This is a genomic window from Paenibacillus borealis, assembly GCF_000758665.1.
In the GTDB taxonomy this organism is placed as follows: Bacteria; Bacillota; Bacilli; order Paenibacillales; family Paenibacillaceae; genus Paenibacillus_AQ; species Paenibacillus_AQ borealis.
Map to the genome: position 1 here is coordinate 4,859,626 of NZ_CP009285.1, position 18,324 is coordinate 4,877,949.

The 18,324-nt window shown below is 51.0% G+C and carries 17 protein-coding genes; 1 reads left to right on the forward strand and 16 read right to left on the reverse strand.

Annotated elements, in window-relative coordinates; all coding sequences use genetic code 11:
• Positions 1–69: 69 nt before the first annotated feature.
• The 10 genes from PBOR_RS20325 to dpsA (PBOR_RS20370) all read right to left on the reverse strand — a co-directional run bounded on the left by PBOR_RS20325 (position 70) and on the right by dpsA (PBOR_RS20370) (position 9,845).
• Positions 70–285, reverse strand: a complete 216-nt coding sequence (locus PBOR_RS20325; RefSeq protein WP_042214782.1) for a YlzJ-like family protein — start codon at positions 283–285, stop codon at positions 70–72.
• Complete coding sequence (locus tag PBOR_RS20330; RefSeq protein ID WP_042219711.1) at positions 282–1,064, reverse strand: ClpP family protease; 783 nt, start codon at positions 1,062–1,064, stop codon at positions 282–284. The genes PBOR_RS20325 and PBOR_RS20330 overlap by 4 nt, the downstream gene beginning before the upstream one ends.
• A 130-nt stretch (positions 1,065–1,194) precedes the next feature.
• Positions 1,195–2,205, reverse strand: coding sequence for an anti-sigma factor (locus PBOR_RS20335; protein ID WP_042214784.1), 1,011 nt, complete (start codon positions 2,203–2,205; stop codon positions 1,195–1,197).
• Entirely contained in the window at positions 2,202–2,699 is a 498-nt protein-coding gene (locus PBOR_RS20340) for an RNA polymerase sigma factor (RefSeq protein WP_245647840.1), read from the reverse strand. Before PBOR_RS20340 ends, PBOR_RS20335 begins: the two co-directional genes overlap by 4 nt.
• A 171-nt stretch (positions 2,700–2,870) precedes the next feature.
• On the reverse strand, positions 2,871–4,550 hold the full coding sequence (locus PBOR_RS20345) for a ribonuclease J (protein WP_039294807.1): 1,680 nt from the start codon (positions 4,548–4,550) through the stop codon (positions 2,871–2,873).
• A 577-nt stretch (positions 4,551–5,127) separates the two neighbouring features.
• Complete coding sequence (gene dapA, locus PBOR_RS20350) at positions 5,128–6,045, reverse strand: 4-hydroxy-tetrahydrodipicolinate synthase (protein ID WP_245647842.1); 918 nt, start codon at positions 6,043–6,045, stop codon at positions 5,128–5,130.
• Positions 6,020–7,240 carry an aspartate kinase gene (gene dapG, locus PBOR_RS20355; RefSeq protein WP_042214790.1) on the reverse strand — a complete coding sequence of 407 codons (1,221 nt, stop codon included), beginning with the start codon at positions 7,238–7,240 and terminating at the stop codon, positions 6,020–6,022. The genes dapA and dapG overlap by 26 nt, the downstream gene beginning before the upstream one ends.
• A 75-nt stretch (positions 7,241–7,315) precedes the next feature.
• Positions 7,316–8,215: a dipicolinate synthase subunit DpsA gene (gene dpsA / locus PBOR_RS20360; protein WP_042214791.1), complete on the reverse strand. Its 900-nt coding sequence runs from the start codon at positions 8,213–8,215 to the stop codon at positions 7,316–7,318.
• 136 nt (positions 8,216–8,351) lie between these two features.
• A complete protein-coding gene (locus PBOR_RS20365) occupies positions 8,352–8,948 on the reverse strand; it encodes a dipicolinate synthase subunit B (protein ID WP_042214794.1) in 597 nt (198 codons plus the stop codon).
• A complete protein-coding gene (gene dpsA, locus PBOR_RS20370) occupies positions 8,949–9,845 on the reverse strand; it encodes a dipicolinate synthase subunit DpsA (RefSeq protein WP_042214796.1) in 897 nt (298 codons plus the stop codon).
• 167 nt (positions 9,846–10,012) lie between these two features.
• Between dpsA (PBOR_RS20370) and PBOR_RS20375 the strand changes: the two genes are divergently transcribed.
• Complete coding sequence (locus PBOR_RS20375; RefSeq protein WP_042214797.1) at positions 10,013–11,512, forward strand: S41 family peptidase; 1,500 nt, start codon at positions 10,013–10,015, stop codon at positions 11,510–11,512.
• Positions 11,513–11,633: 121 nt separating this feature from the next.
• Here PBOR_RS20375 and dut read toward each other — a convergent pair whose 3' ends face one another.
• The 6 genes from dut to PBOR_RS20405 all read right to left on the reverse strand — a co-directional run bounded on the left by dut (position 11,634) and on the right by PBOR_RS20405 (position 18,305).
• Entirely contained in the window at positions 11,634–12,080 is a 447-nt protein-coding gene (dut, locus tag PBOR_RS20380) for a dUTP diphosphatase (protein WP_174479824.1), read from the reverse strand.
• Positions 12,058–13,323 carry a M16 family metallopeptidase gene (locus PBOR_RS20385; RefSeq protein ID WP_042214801.1) on the reverse strand — a complete coding sequence of 422 codons (1,266 nt, stop codon included), beginning with the start codon at positions 13,321–13,323 and terminating at the stop codon, positions 12,058–12,060. The genes dut and PBOR_RS20385 overlap by 23 nt, the downstream gene beginning before the upstream one ends.
• A gap of 79 nt (positions 13,324–13,402) precedes the next feature.
• Positions 13,403–14,389, reverse strand: coding sequence for a polysaccharide deacetylase family protein (locus tag PBOR_RS20390; protein WP_042214802.1), 987 nt, complete (start codon positions 14,387–14,389; stop codon positions 13,403–13,405).
• Between the two features lie 222 nt (positions 14,390–14,611).
• Positions 14,612–16,714: a polyribonucleotide nucleotidyltransferase gene (gene pnp, locus PBOR_RS20395; RefSeq protein WP_042214804.1), complete on the reverse strand. Its 2,103-nt coding sequence runs from the start codon at positions 16,712–16,714 to the stop codon at positions 14,612–14,614.
• A 223-nt stretch (positions 16,715–16,937) separates the two neighbouring features.
• Positions 16,938–17,207: a 30S ribosomal protein S15 gene (rpsO, locus tag PBOR_RS20400; protein ID WP_019910460.1), complete on the reverse strand. Its 270-nt coding sequence runs from the start codon at positions 17,205–17,207 to the stop codon at positions 16,938–16,940.
• 150 nt (positions 17,208–17,357) lie between these two features.
• Entirely contained in the window at positions 17,358–18,305 is a 948-nt protein-coding gene (locus tag PBOR_RS20405) for a bifunctional riboflavin kinase/FAD synthetase (protein ID WP_042214806.1), read from the reverse strand.
• Between the last annotated feature and the right edge of the window lie 19 nt (positions 18,306–18,324).

Genomic DNA, 18,324 nt, shown 5'->3' on the forward strand with positions numbered 1-18,324 from the left:
CATATAATGGCGTGGCGTACCTATGTTCTCTTTTGTCAGAAAATGCATTTATAGGCGGTATGTTCGCATTTAATTGTTCAGATGAATGACCGCCCCGGGGGACAGGGCAGCATCCAGATATCTGTGCAGCGGACACTGCAGCAGCCTGACAATCCGCGCCTGACCGCCTTCAAGCGGTTCAACCTGCATCAGCATCCCCTGATAGCTGATCTCCTGCACCGGCAGCGCATAATTAAGAGCGCCCTCAAACACCTGCTCCATCGGCAGAATTGTATAAAAGGTCATTGAGTCAGCCCTCCCGGCGGAAGATGATCAGGCGAAAGTGATGTGTTTGCGGCAATCATTTTGTTCAGCTGGGCCAGAGCAGCTCCTATGCCGCCCACCTCGTCCATAAGACCGTATTTCACGGCATCCTGCCCGCCGACAGCGGTACCGATGTCACGGTTCAGCTCGCCGGTTTTGAACATCAGGTCTTTGAACTGCGACTCTGTGATGCGGGAATGTGAAGTTACAAATTTAACCATCCGCTCCTGCATCCGCTCCATATATTCGAAGGTTTGCGGCACCCCGATCACGAGACCGTTCATCCGGATCGGATGAATCGTCATCGTTGCACTCTCGGCAATGATAGAGTAGCTGGAGGATACGGCGATCGGAACGCCTATGCTGTGGCCGCCGCCGATTACCACGGTCACAGTTGGCTTGGACAAGGAGGCAATCATCTCGGCAATGGCCAGTCCGGCCTCCACATCCCCTCCGACGGTATTCAGGATAATCAGCAGCCCTTTGATATTCTTATTCTGCTCGGCGGCAACCAGCTGGGGAATGATGTGTTCATATTTCGTAGTTTTGTTATGCGGCGGCAATACGAAATGTCCTTCGATCTGGCCGATAATCGTCATGCAGAAAATATCCGGCTCCCCCGTAGGCACCGCCGTTTGCCCCAGTTCCTTCAGCACCCCTACCGGCCCTGGTGGTACAGGTTCATTGACCCCCGGTTTAATCCCATCAGGCAGAATCTCTTCGTTCTTACCGCTGTTCATGCTTGCTTCTGTGAAGTCCATCGTGCGCAGCTCTCCCTTTCCGCTTACAGCATCTTTCCGCTGCAGCCATACTATCTTCTGGTAGTATGACATTCCGGGGGACTCCCTTATGCAAATCCGGTTATAAAATATCAGTCTGTGTTTGTTCAAGTTAATGCGGGTCTGCTACAGCACCAAGCACTGCCCCCCGGATATAAGGTTGTCCATTCAAGCTCTTCAGACCGGCGGCAGAGCCGGTGACAACAACTCCCAGAATCCGGATATCTGCGGTATCAGGTTCAGCTTTATCCTTTTTGAGGTACTGGTTGATCCGGCTGTACTCGCTGTAATAATCCTTATGTTGCAGTCCCGTTTGAAGCATTTCGAGAAAGTCCTCCGGCAGTACCTCGTCGCTGTTTGGCCCCGTTCCAAAGCCGTATACGCCTGCGGAAGATGACATCGGCTGCGGATTCACCATTACACCCTCCCCGTCCTCATGGGGTTTCAGATTGAACCAGGAGGATTCATCATAGGTATCCACCCAATACCATACGGGTCTGGCCTCCCGGGGAAGCATGCTGTTCACCTCTTCAAAGGAATAGGGTTTGTCAAAAGACAGCGCCATCTCCGCCAGTTCCTCCGGTTCCATTCTGGTGAGCAGGTTAAGGTCATTCAGAATAGCACCACTATATTTCACACCTGGAATGTAGTAAGCCATCTCCTTCTGGCCGTTATGCGGGTTATACTGCCGTCTGAACGCCTGGCTGTCCGGATTTCCCGGAGGCGCTGACTCCTGCAGATTGGTTGTGCCGCCATAAGCGCCAGTGGCAAAAGGAAACCACCACTCGTTGTAATTGAACCATTTCTCATTCCAGGGGACGGGTACACCTTCAATGATTTTGTAAGTGCTCATCTCCAGTACTCCCGACAAAAATCCACGGTTATCCCTAAAGCCTGAAGGATATTCATTGGGACTGCTGATCATTAAATATCTCCACTCGCTGTAATGGGCCTCTGCGGACCGGCGCTCCACAAGCTTCGCCGCACCGAAGAACACTACGGACAATGTTAGAATAGTAACCAGAAGCGAAATAACAATACTGCGGATTAAGCTTTTATGTTTGGCTTTTTTCAGTGCTTGGGCCAGATTCTCATCCTCTTGTCCTTCCCATGGTGCCGTCATTCAGCCTCACCTCCATAAATGTGTTGAAACTGCTGCCTGGCACGGTATAGGGAAGCCTTTACTGTCCCTTCTGTGACTCCCAAGAGCGCAGCAATTTGTTTGTAGGAGAACTCCAGTTCATATTTCAGCAGAATCAGCTGGCGGTTCGCCGGATTCATCCTGCCAAGAATCTTCTCAATCAGTACTCTTTGCTCCTGCCTCAGCAGAATGGATTCCGGAAGTTCGCTCTCCGGCGCTTCATAATCATGAATTTCTTCGGAATACCGGAACCGGGCCTGCCTCCGGCAAAGATCATAATAGCTGTTAATCGCTACCTTATAGAGCCAGGCACTGAACTTATGCCCGTCAATCCCGTCAACATACAGCAAGGCTTTGTATACTGTATCCTGTACGATGTCTTCCGCATCTGCACTTCCGGCACCCAGCCGGATTAAATATCTGCGTATTTCTGCCATTTTGGATTGGAGCAGCTGCTCTTTGTTTCCAGCCCCCACTTTCACACCCCCTTGGCAGTATAACGATTGAGCTTCTTAAATGTTGTGTCTGCTGGCGAAAAAAATCTTGTAGCTGCACAAAAAGCCCCTCCTCCCCAGGAAACCGTCCAATATTTCCGGGAAGAAGGGGCTATTGCCCTGCATATATTTATTCTTAAGAAAAAGTTTCTTTTATACTTCCATGATGATCGGCAGGATCATCGGTCTGCGGCGTGTCTGCTCGTAAAGGAAACGGCCAAGCGAGTCTTTGACACTGGTCTTCAGAGAAGCCCACTCATTGACCTTCTCGCTCATCAGACGCTGCAGCGTACCGGATACAATCCGGTTTGCTTCGTCCAGGAGACCTTCTGACTCCCGTACGTAGACAAATCCGCGGGAGATGATATCCGGTCCGGAGACAATCGCTCCATTCTGCTTGCTGAGTGTTACCACTACAACCAGAATTCCGTCCTGGGACAAGAGCTTGCGGTCACGCAGTACGATATTGCCGACATCGCCGACACCAAGTCCGTCAATGAGCACGTTGCCTGCAGTAACCTTGCCGGCTCTGCGTGCTGCTCCTCCGGAAATTTCAATCACTTCGCCAAGCTCCGTGATGAAGATGTTGCTTGGTTCTACACCGACGGACTCTGCAAGAATTGCATGTCTGCGCTGCATACGGAACTCACCGTGAATCGGAATGAAGAATTTCGGCTTCATCAGGTTGAGCATCAGCTTCAGCTCTTCCTGGCTGCCGTGACCGGATACGTGAACACCGGAGTTGGAGCCGCTGTAAATTACATTGGCGCCTAGACGGAACAGTTCATCAATGGTACGGCCTACATACTTCTCATTACCAGGTACCGGTGTAGCTGCAATAATGACGGTATCGCCCGGCATAATGTCTACCTTACGGTGACTGGAGCGCGCCATACGGGTCAGTGCGGACATAGGTTCGCCCTGGCTGCCTGTGCAAAGCACAACAACACGGTTGCCGGCCATTCTGTTCATTTCTTCCGGTTCAATCAGCATTCCGTCAGGAATGTACAGATAACCGAGCTCGGAAGCAATGGAAACTACGTTAACCATACTGCGTCCGATGACAGTAATCTTACGGCCTGTCGATTCTGCTGCATTCACCACCTGCTGGATACGGTGCACGTTGGAAGCAAAGGTTGCTACAACCACACGCTGTTCAGCTTTACGGAAAATATCTTCCAGAACAATACCGACATTCTTCTCCGAAGGTGTAAAGCCCGGCTTCTCGGCATTGGTACTGTCAGACAGAAGCGCAAGCACACCCTTCGATCCGATTTCGGCCATCCGGTGCAGGTTTGCAAATTGACCGTTAACTGGCGTGTGGTCGAATTTGAAGTCACCTGTGTGGACAACATTGCCTTCCGGAGTCTCGATGCATACACCGACGGAATCAGGAATACTGTGGTTGGTTCTGAAGAATGTTACCTTAAGCGAGGTACCCAGCTCAATTTCAGAATCTTCGTTGATCAGAATCCGTTTGGTTTCACCCAGCAGATTCGCTTCCTTGAGCTTGTTATCCACAAGTCCAAGTGTAAGTCTTGTTCCATAGACTGGAACATTCAAGTTCTTAAGCACATAAGACAAACCGCCAATGTGATCCTCATGTCCGTGGGTAAGCACAATCCCTCTTACTTTGTCACGATTCTCTGTCAGGTACGAGATGTCAGGTATTACAATATCAATACCGAGCATATCTTCTTCCGGGAATTTCAGACCGGCATCCACGACTACAATGTCGTTGCCGTACTGAATAACGTACATGTTTTTTCCGATCTCGCCGACTCCGCCTAATGCGAATATCGACAATTTATCGTTGTTGTTTTTTTTCGACAAATGAATCTAACCCTCCTATGATGTTGGACGTCATACTTTTATTTGTAAACAATGAGCTTCAATTATTTCAGCGGCGCTGTAGACTTGCTTCAAATTGCTGTTAACTTTCCTAATTTCGACAAAGAAATTCCGATAAGTCTGTATAATTGCGCAAGGCGAAACTCCCGAACCGGGCAGTAATATCGTCTTGAAGCGGGCAAACGCCGTCAAAATTTCATCACCGCGCCCCTCGCGCGAAAATCCGGCATGTTTAGCACAGACTTATCCAAGGACCTATCCTGTCTCACAATGTAAAATTACATTGACGGAAGATTACCGCATATTTTATTTTAACCGCACCGAATCACTTAAGAACATTATACATGATTTTTTTGGCAAAAGACAAGTCATCCTGATCCTAGTCCTATTCTTTCCTTAACAAACAGCCTTTATTTGAGGAAAAGACAAGCAAAAAAGCGGTTTATGGCTTGCGTTTTTTTACATAGTCTTTATACCGATCTGACAAACTAAAAAACCGGCCGCTCTGTAGAGCGGCCGGTTAACGGTATAAATCTGCTTGAAAATATAGCGGCAATGCCTATTTCAGTAAAGCTGCAATAAAGGCCGCTTCCTCATCCGTCGGAGAAACCAGCGGCAGCCGGACCGAACCTACGTCGATCCCGCGCAGACCCAGCGCATATTTCACCGCCGAAGGATTCGGCAGCGGCTGCGGGCATTCGAACAATCCCTTGAACACAGGAAACAGCTCCCGGTGCAGTTCACCGGCACGGCGGACATTCCCGGAATTGAAGGCTTCGATCATCTCCAGCATCTGCGCCCCGACAATGTGGCTGGCTACGCTGATGATCCCGTGACCGCCGACGGCAAGTGTAGCGAGACCCGCAGAATCATCCCCTGAATAGACATGGAAATCATCCGGGCAGGCCGAAGCAATCAGGGTGATCTGATCCACCGAGACACATTCCTTCGTCGCGACAATGTTCGGAATCTCCGCCAGACGCAGTGTAGTTGCTACACTTAGGCTCACGGTAGTGCGGCTGGGCACATTGTATAGTATGCAAGGCAGCGAAGTCTCGGCGGCAATGGACGAAAAATGCCGGTAGAGCCCTTCCTGATTGGGTTTGTTGTAATAAGGGACGACCAGAAGAACACCGTCCACGCCGATTTTCTCGGCTTCCTTAGTGAGCTCGATGGAATGTCTGGTGCTGTTGCTGCCGGTTCCGGCGATAATTTTGCAGCGTCCGCCTGCCTGCTTTTTGACAAAAGAAAACAGCTTCAGCTTCTCATCATCGCTTAAGGTAGGCGATTCGCCCGTTGTTCCGCAGACCACCAGCGCAGCGGATTTCTGTTCTTCAATCAGGTAATCGACAAGCCTTGAAGTTGCTTCCCAGTTGATTTCTCCGTCCCCGTCAAACGGGGTGACCATTGCGGTAATTAATCTTCCGAAATCCACTTTGAATTCCTCCTTGTCAGCGGTGCAATTCAAACTTGGCATGCAGGGCACGAACCGACTGCACCATATCTTCCTTCTTCACCAGAACCCAGATTGTTGTGTTAGAGTCTGCGGATTGGAGAATTTGAATATTTTGCGAGCTGAGCGCTTCAACGATACGGGCCATAATTCCCGGTACGCCATTAATGCCTCCGCCAATGACGGACACCTTCGCACAGCCGGACAAGCTCTTAGGACGCAGCCCCAGATCCTGCAGCACAGAGATTGCCTTCTCCGATTTGTCATCAAACACAGTATAAAGTGCCTCGGATGGAGTCACATTGATGAAATCTACGCTGATTCCATGATCCGCCATGCTCTTGAAAATCTGCAGCTGTACGCCGGTTCCATTGCCGTCCGGACACTCCACGGAGATTTGCGTAATGTTGCTGACATACGCTACACCCGTGACAAAACGGTCAACCACTCCGTGGGAAACATCGCTGAAGCCTTCTGGATGGGTCACAAGCGTCCCTTCCGCTTCGGAGAACGTTGACCGTACACGTACCGGAATCTGGGCCTGCATGGCGATTTCTACAGCCCGGGGATGAATCACCTTGGCTCCCTGATAAGCCATATTGCAGATTTCGGTATAACTGACATAAGTAAGCTGCTTGGCATCTTCAACAATCCGCGGATCAGCGGTGAGTATGCCGTCGACATCGGTATAAATATCCACCATATCCGCACGCAGTGCAGCACCGAGCGCTGTAGCCGAAGTATCGCTTCCTCCGCGGCCAAGGGTTGTGAAATCACCGGCTTCGGTTTGACCCTGGAACCCGGTTACTATTACTACTTTATGCTCACGCAGTTCGCGTAGAATGCGTTCTGTCCGCACATCGAGAATTCTTGCATTGCCGTAGCTGCTGTCTGTCACGAATCCCGCTTGCGCCCCCGTAAGCACGGTAGAGCGGATTCCTTCCTGCTCCAGCAGTCCGCAGAGATTAGCTGCCGAGATAATCTCCCCGCAGCACATCAGCAGATCACGCTCGCGGTCAGGCAGCGAATTCCCGCTTTGTGCCGCCAGATCCAGCAGTGTATCCGTAGCATAAGGTTCCCCTTTGCGGCCCATTGCCGAGACAACCACCACCAGGCTGAACCCGCTGGCCAGTTCCCGTTTAACATGACGGATTACGTGTTCTCTGGCCACTGGTGTGGAGAGCGAAGTCCCGCCGAATTTTTGCACCAAAATACCCATTTATAATTCCTCCATTACTTCTCTAAGCAAGCGCTGATTAATACGTGAAATACAGAACCATGTGTTGATCCGTAACTATTCGTTGCCCTGTGTGTGCAGAACCTCGTCCGAAATCGACTGCAGCAATGCACCAGCCATAATCTTCCCTGCACTTGCCGGGGCGACTATGCCGGGAAGGCCCGGAGCCAGGATCGCCTTAATTCCGCGCTTCTCCGCATAACGGAAATCACAGCCGCCCGGAGCCGAAGCCAGATCAATAATTACACAGTGCCGGGGCAGGCGCGATATAATCTCAGCCGTGAGCATCATACTGGGAATGGTATTGAAGATAAGATCAACCTCATCCACATGAAGCTGCAATGCCCCGGTCATAAAAGGCTTCCAGCCCATTTCTTCTGCACGGGCGTAATGCTCCGGCTTCCTTACCCCTACGGATACCCTGGCTCCAACGCCTTGCAGGGTTCTAGCCATCGTGAAACCGGTTCTGCCCATGCCCAGCACCATTGAATTGGAGCCATGTATGGTGAAATCGGTATTCTGAATGGCTATAACCAGCGCGCCTTCCGCTGTAGGGATGGAATTGTATATCGCCACATCATCCCTGTCCAGCAGCTCAACGAGCTTCAGTGAATGCCTGGTACACAAGGCGCGCAAATACCTTTTGGCTATACCAGTATATACTATACAATCCGCCCGCAGCGCCGCGATATGTTCATCCAGCAGCTGCAGCGGACCGGAGGAATACAGCGTGTTAAGCTTCCCGTCCTCATCGCATCCTGCCACAGGCAGTACCAGTACATCGGCTGTGCCGAGCAGTTCCGCAGACAACGGTTCCAGACTCACCCCCGGAACCGGAGACTCCCACTGGTCGAATCCCGCTGCACTTACTGCCGCATTCATCTCTACGCATCTGCGGATCACTTCGAGCTGTCTTGCGTCCCCGCCCAGGAATACGATCCTGATGCCAGTAAGCATAAGGATGATGCCCCTTTCCTCAACCCCTGATAAATGTTCCAGCCTTCACATACTGAATAAAGTGTTGAACCGCCCTCAGTATGAGGACGGCAGAAGTGTTACCTATGTTCTTGGTTTCTGTGATAGAGCCGTAATGCTATGCTGAATGAAACCGTTCGATAATCATGGGCTGCAGCTGGTTGCCTTGCAGGGCTGCATAACAAGCCTCAGGAATAAGATCCATCCGGGCCACAAGCGAGTTAGGCTTCGCAACCGGATTATCCTGGCCGAATGGCACAAAATATATATTTTTAGTTACCAGAAGCTTAGCAATATTCGCCGCATTCAGGCCCAGACCATCGTTCGTGGAGATCGCCAGCACAAGCGGACGCCCGTTGCGCATCTGCGATTTGGCAGCCATCAGCACCGGACTGTCCGTCATGGCATTCGCCAGCTTGCTCGTTGTGTTCCCTGTGCAGGGAGCAATCGTAAGTACATCCAGCAGCTTTGAAGGACCCAGCGGTTCCGCTTCAACAATTGTAGAAATGATATCATTCCCTGTTATATCTTTCAACTGTTTTAACCAATTTTCCGATGTGCCAAAGCGCGTATCCGTGTTCAGCACAGATGCGGAAACGATCGGCACCACATTGGCCCCGCCATCCATAAACCGCTGTATCTGCGGCATCACCTCGGCAAATGTGCAGTGAGAGCCCGTAATTGCATAACCTACTGTTTTTCCATGCCAATCCATTTATTCATCCCCCTTGATTAAAGTCTCGCCTGATAACGACTGCACCAGCGCATTAGCCATAATGATTCCGGCGCTCTTGGGGGCCACAATACCGGGAAGTCCCGGTGCCAGCATCGCCTTGATCCCGCGCTTCTCGGCATAGCGGAAATCGCACCCGCCCGGTGCGGAAGCCAAATCGATGATCACGCAGTGCCGCTGAAGGCGCGATAGAACCTGTGCGTTAATAATCATGCTTGGAATGGTATTGAAGATCAGATCCGCTTCCGGTACGTGAAGCAGCAGATCTCCGGTCATAAACGGCTTCCAGCCCATTTCCTCTGCTCTTGCGTAATGCTCCTGTTTCCTTACGCCTACTTTTACACTTGCACCCATTCCTTGCAGTGCCCTGGCCATGGTGAATCCTGTCCTGCCCATTCCGAGCACCATCGAGGTAGAACCGTGAACAGTAAAATCGGTGTTCTGTATGGCCATAACAAGTGCACCCTCGGCTGTAGGGATAGAGTTGTAAATGGCCACATCGTCCCGGTTCAGCAGCTCCACCAGCTTCAGGGAGTGTCTGTCACAGAGTCCGCGCAAATAGCTTTTGGCCATGCCGGTATACACGATAGCCCGGGACGGCAGAGCAGCGATATGTTCTTCCAGCAGCTGCAGACGTTCGGAAGCGAAAACCGCATTAATATAACCCTCATCATCGCAGCCGACGGTCGGCAGTACCAGCACATCTGCATTACTGAGTAATTCTACCGACATTTGTTCCAGGTTAACCCCCGGGCTTGGGGCCTCCCACTTGTCGAAACCGGCAGCGCTTACCGTCCCATCCATTTCCACACATTTCCGAATCACTTCAATTTGTCTCGCGTCCCCGCCCAGGAACACGATCCTGATGCCAGTAAGCATAGGGATGACGCTCCTTTCCACATACACATTCGACTATAGAGCATCTTATGCCGTGCGGTGCAGATGGGTGAAGAGCGGGGATGAATTCAAGGGAAGCCGAAATAAATCACTGATAATAAGCGTTATTCATTCTACAATCAACTAAAAAAGTAAATGGAAGGTACTTTATGAGGAACAAAATCATCCAATACGCCCTGCCGTTATTGGCGGTTGCAGCAATTATTACCGCAGCAGTCTACATTAAGCACACCGGCTTTAGCGGACGTGAGACGGAACATCTGCTGTCAGTGTCATCCTCTCCTCAAACTACTGCTTCGAGTGAAGATGCCCCTCCCATTCCGCTAAATAGTCCGGTTTCTTCGCTTCCTGTCCCTGTTTCGGCTCCTGAGGAAATCAAACTGAGTCCGGCACAAATGAAAGAAGACCTTGATGAACTCGTTAGCACGCTAGTACAGGTACATCCCCGGCTGATTGACGGATGGACCTCTGAAGAGCAGCTGGTTATTGATGAGGCCTACAACAATATTAAGCAGGCCCATACACTCTCGGAATTCTATTTCATTGCAGACACCATTGTTATTCTGCTGCATGACGGGCATACCACGCTCTCTCCATCGCCTGTGCAAAGAATCCTCAACCTGCCTTTATTCTGGAGCCGGGAAGGTCTGGTAGTGAAGGACAAGCGGGGTCAACTGCACCCTGGGGATATCATTACGGCAATAGGCGGTCGCAGTATCAAGGATATCGAAGCGGATCTGAAACTAACCATTCCGGCGGAAAATGAGAATTGGGTAAAATCGCAGGCAACCAGCCTGCTCCGGACGGAATGGTTCCTGCAGCATATGGGACTGGTCTCCGAGAATTCAGTCTCAATTGCTGCAACAAGAGGTAACGAGAATATCTCCGAAGAAATTGAGTTAGCGGATCCAACCGGACAGAAAGAATATAATCCTTATCCTGCGCACAATGCCGACTTCACCTTCGAAATTGAGAAGGACCGGTCTTTAGGTATTTTCCAATTGAATACCTGCGTTGCCTCTGAGGAGTATAAGTCAACTGTAAAGCGGTTCTTCGATGAGGTGTACAGTCAGGGAATCCGCAATATTGCTATTGATTTACGAAATAATGGAGGAGGGGATTCCCAGGTTATTGAAGAATTTCTGGCGTTTACCGATGCCGCGCAGTACCGGACTTTCAAAAGTGTGATCCGTTACTCTCCGCAGGTGAAGCAGCAGATTCCCGGCAGCCCGGACAGTGGCGTAGTGGTGAATGAGGCTGTATTGGCTAAAAATATCCTGAAGTCCGCGCATCCCTTCAGCGGAAATCTGTATGTGCTGACTTCGCCGCGCACCTTCAGTTCGGCAAACTGGTTTGCCCTGGTTGTACAGGATAACAAGCTGGGACAAGTAATTGGAGAAGCTACAGGGAATCAGCCCTCTTCATATGGCGATATTCTAGGGTTCCAGCTTCCGGCTTCCGGAATCAGCTATATGGTCTCACACAAAAAATTCACCCGTCCTGATCCCGGCCGTGATCCGGCCAATGCAGTTATGCCTGATATCGAAGCCTATACAACGGCCCAGGATATCATTGACCGCCGGGATGCCCAGATGGAGAAGCTCTATGAGGTAATCGGGCAAAAACAAACTAAGGGCACAGCCAAATAAAAGGCTAAAATGTAACAGCATATGGAAAAACATAAAAAAGCTTGCGGTCACACACCAGGAAGGTGCGTTTTCCGCAAGCTTTTGTTTAAGTTCTATACGAATCTATAAGAATTCCTGCTGCTTATTTGCCCGTATGGCCAAAGCCGCCGGCACCGCGTTCCGTTTCAGAAAGCTGATCCACTTCTACGAGTGTCACTGAAGGCACCGCCTGGAACACCATTTGGGCAATCCGCTCATTGCGGGCAATTGCAAACGGCTCCTGACCCAGGTTGATCAGCAGCACCTTAATTTCACCGCGGTAATCCGCATCGATGGTACCCGGTGTATTCAGGCAGGTGATGCCGTGCTTCAGGGCCAGGCCGCTGCGCGGACGGATCTGCGCCTCCAACCCGTCCGGCATAGCCAGTGAGATTCCAGTAGGGATTAATGCCCGCTCGCCCGGAGCAAGCATCACAGCCTCTGCTACAGCGGCATACAGGTCATATCCCGATGCCTGCTCGGACATTTTGCGGGGCAGCAGTACATCCTCATTCCCGGGAAGCTTGTTAATTTGAACGTAATAAGACAAGATCATCTCTCCTAACATTGGCTATCGCTTTATCTGTTGAGCCTACCATGGCCAGAGACAGCGGCTGTGCGAACATAAAGTCCAGCAGCGCATTGATATCCTCCATGGTCACAGCCCCTATTTTGGCAATCATCTCATCGAGGGTATCCTGCCTGCCGAGCATCAGCTCGTTTTTGCCCATCCGGTTCATCCGGCTGCTGGTGCTCTCCAGACTCAGGATCAGACTGCCTTTCAGCTGCTCCTTGCCTTTACGGAGCTCGTCCTCACTCAGGCCGTTCACCGCAAGATCGTGCAGCATCTCTTTGATCAGCTCGGTAACCTCTTTGGTCTGCTTCGGCGCTGTGCCGGCATACACGGTGAACAATCCGCTGTCGGCCTGGGCACTGTGATAGGAAAATACAGAATAAGCCAGACCGCGCTTCTCACGGATTTCCTGGAACAGCCGCGAGCTCATGCCGCCGCCAAAGGCATTGTTCAGCAGTGCCATCGGATATTGCAGCGGACCGCCGCTCTTCACACCAGGCAAGGAGATGCAGATGTGATTCTGCTCTGTTTTCTTCTTGTGGAAGACCAGTTCCCCCTGATAATCAGGTTCAGTCAGCGAAGGCGATTCACCATGGTTCGCGAACGAGCCAAAATGCTGCTCCAGCAGCCCGATCAGACCGTCATCAATATTGCCGGCTACGCTGATTACTGTATTTTCGATCGTATACTGCTCTTTCATATAAGCACGCAGGTCATCCGGTGTCATTTCCAGCAGACGTTCCTTCAGCCCCAGAATCGTGTAAGCCAGCGGGTGTTCGCCGTAAGCGGCAGCACACATCAGCTCATGGACCAGATCATCCGGCGTGTCCTCGCACATGGAGATTTCCTCCAGAATGACATTCTTCTCCTTGGACAGCTCTTCAGCGTCCATCCGTGAACGGAAGAACATATCCGCCAGCACATCCACAGCAATCGGCAGATGCTCATCCAGCACTTTGGCATAATAGCATGTATATTCCTTAGAGGTAAACGCATTGACGTTGCCGCCAATCGCATCAAACTGTTCGGCGATATCCTTAGCACTATACCGGTCAGTTCCCTTGAAGAGCATATGCTCGATGAAATGGGAAATCCCGTTGTTCAGCGGGTTCTCATTGCGTGAGCCCGTCTTGACCCAGATTCCGAAGGATACGGACCTTCCGGTCGGGATCTTCTCGGTAACCACCCGAAGTCCGTTCGATAATAATATTTTGTCCAATGTCAAATCCTCCTGGCACAGCCCCTGTATCTGTCTGTATTTATTATTCGCGCCTCTTATCCTATCAGAAATAGTCCGTTCACTCAACTTCCGGAGGTGTAATACGCTCTGTTGAGAGTGTCTGACTAACGGTTCCCAGCTGCAGACCCTTGGCTCTAATCCCGCGGATCATTCCCCTCAGCGCTTGGGAGGAGGAGGCAGTCGGGTGCATCAGTATCAGGGTTCCAGGCTCCGCTTTGCTGCTGATCTTGGCAATCACCGAATCCGGTGAAGGATGGCGCCAATCGACCGTATCAAGCGTCCATAGCACCGTCTTCAGCCCCAGTGAGGCTGCAATCTCTACCGTCTGCTGATTAAAGTCTCCTGAAGGCGGAGCGAACCATTTATTGGTTACTCCCAGGCTATCCTTCAGCAGCTTCTGCGTCTTCTCGATCTCGGCGGTAGCACGTGCACGGCTGAGTGTACTCATATTGGGATGAGTATAGGCATGATTCTCTACCTCATGTCCGCGCTTCAGCATCTCTGCTGCAAGTTCCTTATTATGACTAAGCCAGCTTCCGTCCAGAAAAAAGGTCACCTTGACCTTCTCCGCATCCAGAATATCCAGCATCGGCACTATATACTCGTTCCCCCACGCTACATTAATCATCAGCGACACCATCGGCTTGGCCGGATTGCCCCGGTAGATCGGCTGCGCCCCCAGATCACTCAGCGATACCTTCGGCTCTGTCTGGCGGTACACCAGTTTGAGGCTGTCCGTCGGCCCCCGCAAAAGCGCGTTCCGGTAGGTTGCCTCCTCATCCACCTCAAGGCCGTTGTACCCCGGTATGGCTTTCCATACCCGGTCAACGACAGCATCAACAGGCTGCGCATTCAGCTCAGCTGCCTTGCCGGCAATCTGCGCACGTAATTCATCATTCGTTTGCTTGGGCACATAGCTTAGCACGGCCGCATCCGCCTGCGGCTTAAGCCCGGCGATCATCTCTTTGACCGGTCCATTCGTGCTGCCGATCCCGATTACTACAGCGATGCAGGCCAGTACAAGCGCTGCTTTGTCCGTCTTCATGACGTCTTTCCTCCCCGGCAGAAACGGTCTGATCCGTCCCGGCACAAGGGTAGAAGTGCAAGGACGCTTTGTCCCAGCCTATGTATGAAAGGGCCCGAATATGCATAATGCACGGAGTATCGATCATCGCCATATTGCTAAAAAAAAGAGCCAGAACGATACTGCTTCTGTCTCTTCTTCATACATTTAGTTAAATTGCCGGAAAAGTGAACGCAGGCTGTATTACGCCTTCGCTCCGGTTTCCGAGGTCAGAACAGCTTTGCGCGACAGATTGACGCGGCCCTGCTGATCGATTTCGGTTACCTTAACGGTAATGGTATCCCCAATGGCAACAACATCTTCCACTTTAGCCACACGTTCTGTGGACAGCTGGGAAATATGCACGAGACCGTCTTTACCCGGAATTAGCTCAACAAATGCGCCGAACTTCTCGATGCGTCTAACGGTACCCACATAAATTTCGCCGACCTGTACTTCACGCACAATGCCTTCGATAATGCCGCGGGCCTTCTGGATCATCTCTTCGTTGGAGGAGCCGATGAATACACGGCCATCCTGTTCGATGTCGATCTTTACGCCGGTTTCTTCAATGATTTTGTTGATGATCTTACCGCCAGCACCGATAACATCACGGATTTTGTCCGGATTGATGTTGATGATAATAATCTTCGGAGCATATTTGGACAGGCTTGTTCTTGGCGCGGAGATCGCTTCATTCATTTTACCCAAGATGAACATACGTCCTTCTTTGGCCTGCTGAAGCGCATCCTGAAGAATTTTGCGGTCGATACCGTCGATTTTGATATCCATCTGGATCGCCGTTACGCCCTCTGCTGTACCTGCTACCTTAAAGTCCATATCGCCGAGGTGATCTTCCATGCCTTGAATATCTGTCAGGATGGAGACATGCTCTCCGTCTTTGATCAGACCCATAGCAACACCGGCTACAGGCGCCTTGATTGGCACCCCTGCATCCATCATCGCCAGGATACTGGCACAGATGCTGGCCTGGGAAGTGGAACCATTGGATTCAATAGCTTCCGATACCAGACGGATCGTGTACGGGAATTCAGTTTCACTTGGAATAACCTTGGACAATGCGCGTTCACCCAGTGCCCCGTGGCCGATCTCGCGGCGTCCCGGTGCTCTCAGCGGACGGGCTTCCCCTACGCTGAACGGAGGAAAGTTGTAGTGATGCATGAAGCGTTTGGTTTCAGCGGGATCGATACCGTCAAGAATCTGTACATCCCCCAGTGCGCCTAACGTACATACGCTAAGAATCTGAGTTTGTCCGCGTGTGAACAGACCGGAACCGTGTGTACGCGGCAGCAGGGCTGTATCGCATTCAATCGGACGGATCTCATCCAGCTTACGGCCATCGGGACGTACCTTATCATGCGTGATCAGACGTCTTACTTCGTCCTTCACGATATCATGCAGCACTTCCTTAACATCTTTAAGAAGTTCTGGTGTTTCTATGTATTTCTCTGCGAAATACTCCACCGTTTCAGTGTTAATGTGATCGATTGCATCCTGACGGGCATGCTTCTCGGCGATTCTTACAGCTTCAACCAGACGGCTCTCAGCAAAAGCGCGAACCTCTGTATTCACATCAGTGTTAACCGCGTGCAGCTTCACTGCCATTTTTTCTTTTCCGGCAACAGCCACGAGCTGCTCAATTACAGCTACGATCTTGCGGACTTCGTCATGGCCGAACATAATCGCTTCAAGCATTACATCCTCAGTCACTTCATTGGCTTCAGCTTCTACCATCATGATAGCGTCCTTAGTACCGGCTACAACGACATAGATATCGCTGATTGCCTGCTGCGCCACATCAGGGTTGATGATGAACTCACCGTTAATACGGCCTACAGCAACGCCCCCGATTGGACCGTTGAAAGGCACATCGGAAATACTCAGTGCAGCGGAAGTACCAATCATAGCTGCAATATCAGGCGCACAGTCCTGATCCACGCTCATGACGAGGTTGAGTACCTGCACGTCATTGCGGAATCCCTCAGGGAACAAAGGACGGATCGGACGGTCGGTCAGACGGCTCGACAGGATCGCTTTTTCACTTGGACGTCCTTCACGTTTGATGAATCCGCCCGGGATTTTACCTACTGCATATAATCTTTCTTCATAGTTCACCGTAAGCGGGAAGAAATCCAGATCTTTAGGCTCACTTGATGCTGTAACCGTACACAATACTGAAGTATCTCCGTAACGCACCATAACGGCTGCGTTCGCTTGTTTGGCCAGACGGCCTGTTTCCAGCACAAGGCGTCTTCCGCCCAGCTGCATTTCAACACGTTGTTCCATAAAACCCCTCCTTGAATGATAGTAATTTGTTCTGTATGTTCTACAAGCAAAAACGGCTTGTCCTCCATGAGGTGATCTAGCCGTTTTTTGCGAATAATATCCACTTATCTGCTGTAAAAGTTTACCCTAAATTTTCAAAAAGCAACCCGGCTGTCCCGCTGTCGCTCGTAAGAAGGACATACGGTATACAACCAGGCTGCTTTAGGGTTGATCTTATGGAAAATTAACGACGCAATCCCAGTTTTTCGATCAGGGCGCTGTAACGTCTGATGTCTTTGTTCTTCAAATACGCCAGCAGTTTACGACGTTGTCCAACCATCTTCAGCAGTCCGCGGCGGGAATGATGATCCTTCTTGTGCGTACGCAAGTGGTCAGTCAAATTAACGATGTTCTCCGTAAGGATAGCAACTTGCACCTCAGGGGATCCAGTATCGGATTCGTGAGTTTTGTGCTCGTCGATCAATTGGTGTTTACGTTCTTGAGTCAATGCCATCCTGTTCACCTCCTTCATTATAATCGCCAGTAGCCTCGTCACCGTCGGTGAGAACAAGTAACCAAGCTAAGGTTATGATGCTGTCAATCCAGCAACGTTAATCAGTATAGCACCTTCAAAGACAAAAGTAAACGGCATGTCCGGGAAAGATTAGGAATGATATCCCAGAAGCCCCTTGGCTGTCTCAGCATCTGCGCCGATCTGGGCGATTAAGGCCTGAATGGACTCAAACTTGCGTTCAGAACGGATAAAGGATACCAGCTCTACCTTAAGTTCCTGTCCGTAAATATCTCCCGCGAAATCAAACAGATGCACTTCGAAGCTTGGAGCAATCATCCCATCATGAAATGTAGGCTTCACGCCGACATTCATCACGCCGTACAGTACATCTTCCTTGTAAAACACCTTAACGGCGTATACGCCTTTGGCCGGGATGACATAGCGGTCTTCAAGCTGAAGATTCGCTGTCGGGAATCCGATGGTCCTGCCCCGCTTCTCGCCATGGCCCACGATTCCGCGCAGGTGATAACAACGTCCAAACCAGGCATTGGCCTTATCCAGTTCCCCGTTCAGCAGGCACTTGCGGATGCCGGAGCTGCTAACCTTCTCTCCTTCGAGAAGAAACGGGGAGACGGTTTCTACGTTCATAACACCCTGCCCCAGCTCCCGAAGCGTATCCGCATCACCTTCACCCTTGTAGCCGAACCGGAAGTCGAAGCCGACCACGGCGGTTACAATCTGCAGCGGCAGCAGCATTACAGAGACAAAGTCCACCGGGCTAACCCGGGAGAGTTCTTCATTAAATGCAATAATGTATAAAATATCAACGCCCATCCCGGCAAGCAGCTCCTGCTTGTCCCTGGAAGGTGTCAAATATCCTTCATAGTCACCTTTACCCATAACATCCTTAGGATGGGGATAAAAGGTCATGACAGCTGCAGGTACGCCTGCCTGGCGGGCAAGAGCTACAGCAGATGTTATGACGCTGGCATGTCCGAGGTGCAGTCCGTCGAACTGCCCCAGGGCAACTACTTGAGGCTGCGCCCACTCTGCTGCCGTCTCCGGCAACATAGGATAGCTTAAGGTTACGGTTCTCACGCTGTTTCTCACCTACATT

What these genes read in the sequence shown, in the direction of transcription:
- PBOR_RS20325 (WP_042214782.1), bottom strand. Translation starts at nt 285, where the DNA reads ATGACCTTTTATACAATTCTGCCGATGGAGCAGGTGTTTGAGGGCGCT.
- PBOR_RS20330 (WP_042219711.1), bottom strand. Translation starts at nt 1,064, where the DNA reads ATGGACTTCACAGAAGCAAGCATGAACAGCGGTAAGAACGAAGAGATT.
- PBOR_RS20335 (WP_042214784.1), bottom strand. Translation starts at nt 2,205, where the DNA reads ATGACGGCACCATGGGAAGGACAAGAGGATGAGAATCTGGCCCAAGCA.
- dapA (WP_245647842.1), bottom strand. Translation starts at nt 6,045, where the DNA reads ATGCCAAGTTTGAATTGCACCGCTGACAAGGAGGAATTCAAAGTGGAT.
- dapG (WP_042214790.1), bottom strand. Translation starts at nt 7,240, where the DNA reads ATGGGTATTTTGGTGCAAAAATTCGGCGGGACTTCGCTCTCCACACCA.
- dpsA (WP_042214791.1), bottom strand. Translation starts at nt 8,215, where the DNA reads ATGCTTACTGGCATCAGGATCGTATTCCTGGGCGGGGACGCAAGACAG.
- PBOR_RS20365 (WP_042214794.1), bottom strand. Translation starts at nt 8,948, where the DNA reads ATGGATTGGCATGGAAAAACAGTAGGTTATGCAATTACGGGCTCTCAC.
- dpsA (WP_042214796.1), bottom strand. Translation starts at nt 9,845, where the DNA reads ATGCTTACTGGCATCAGGATCGTGTTCCTGGGCGGGGACGCGAGACAA.
- PBOR_RS20375 (WP_042214797.1), top strand. Translation starts at nt 10,013, where the DNA reads ATGAGGAACAAAATCATCCAATACGCCCTGCCGTTATTGGCGGTTGCA.
- PBOR_RS20390 (WP_042214802.1), bottom strand. Translation starts at nt 14,389, where the DNA reads ATGAAGACGGACAAAGCAGCGCTTGTACTGGCCTGCATCGCTGTAGTA.
- pnp (WP_042214804.1), bottom strand. Translation starts at nt 16,714, where the DNA reads ATGGAACAACGTGTTGAAATGCAGCTGGGCGGAAGACGCCTTGTGCTG.
- rpsO (WP_019910460.1), bottom strand. Translation starts at nt 17,207, where the DNA reads ATGGCATTGACTCAAGAACGTAAACACCAATTGATCGACGAGCACAAA.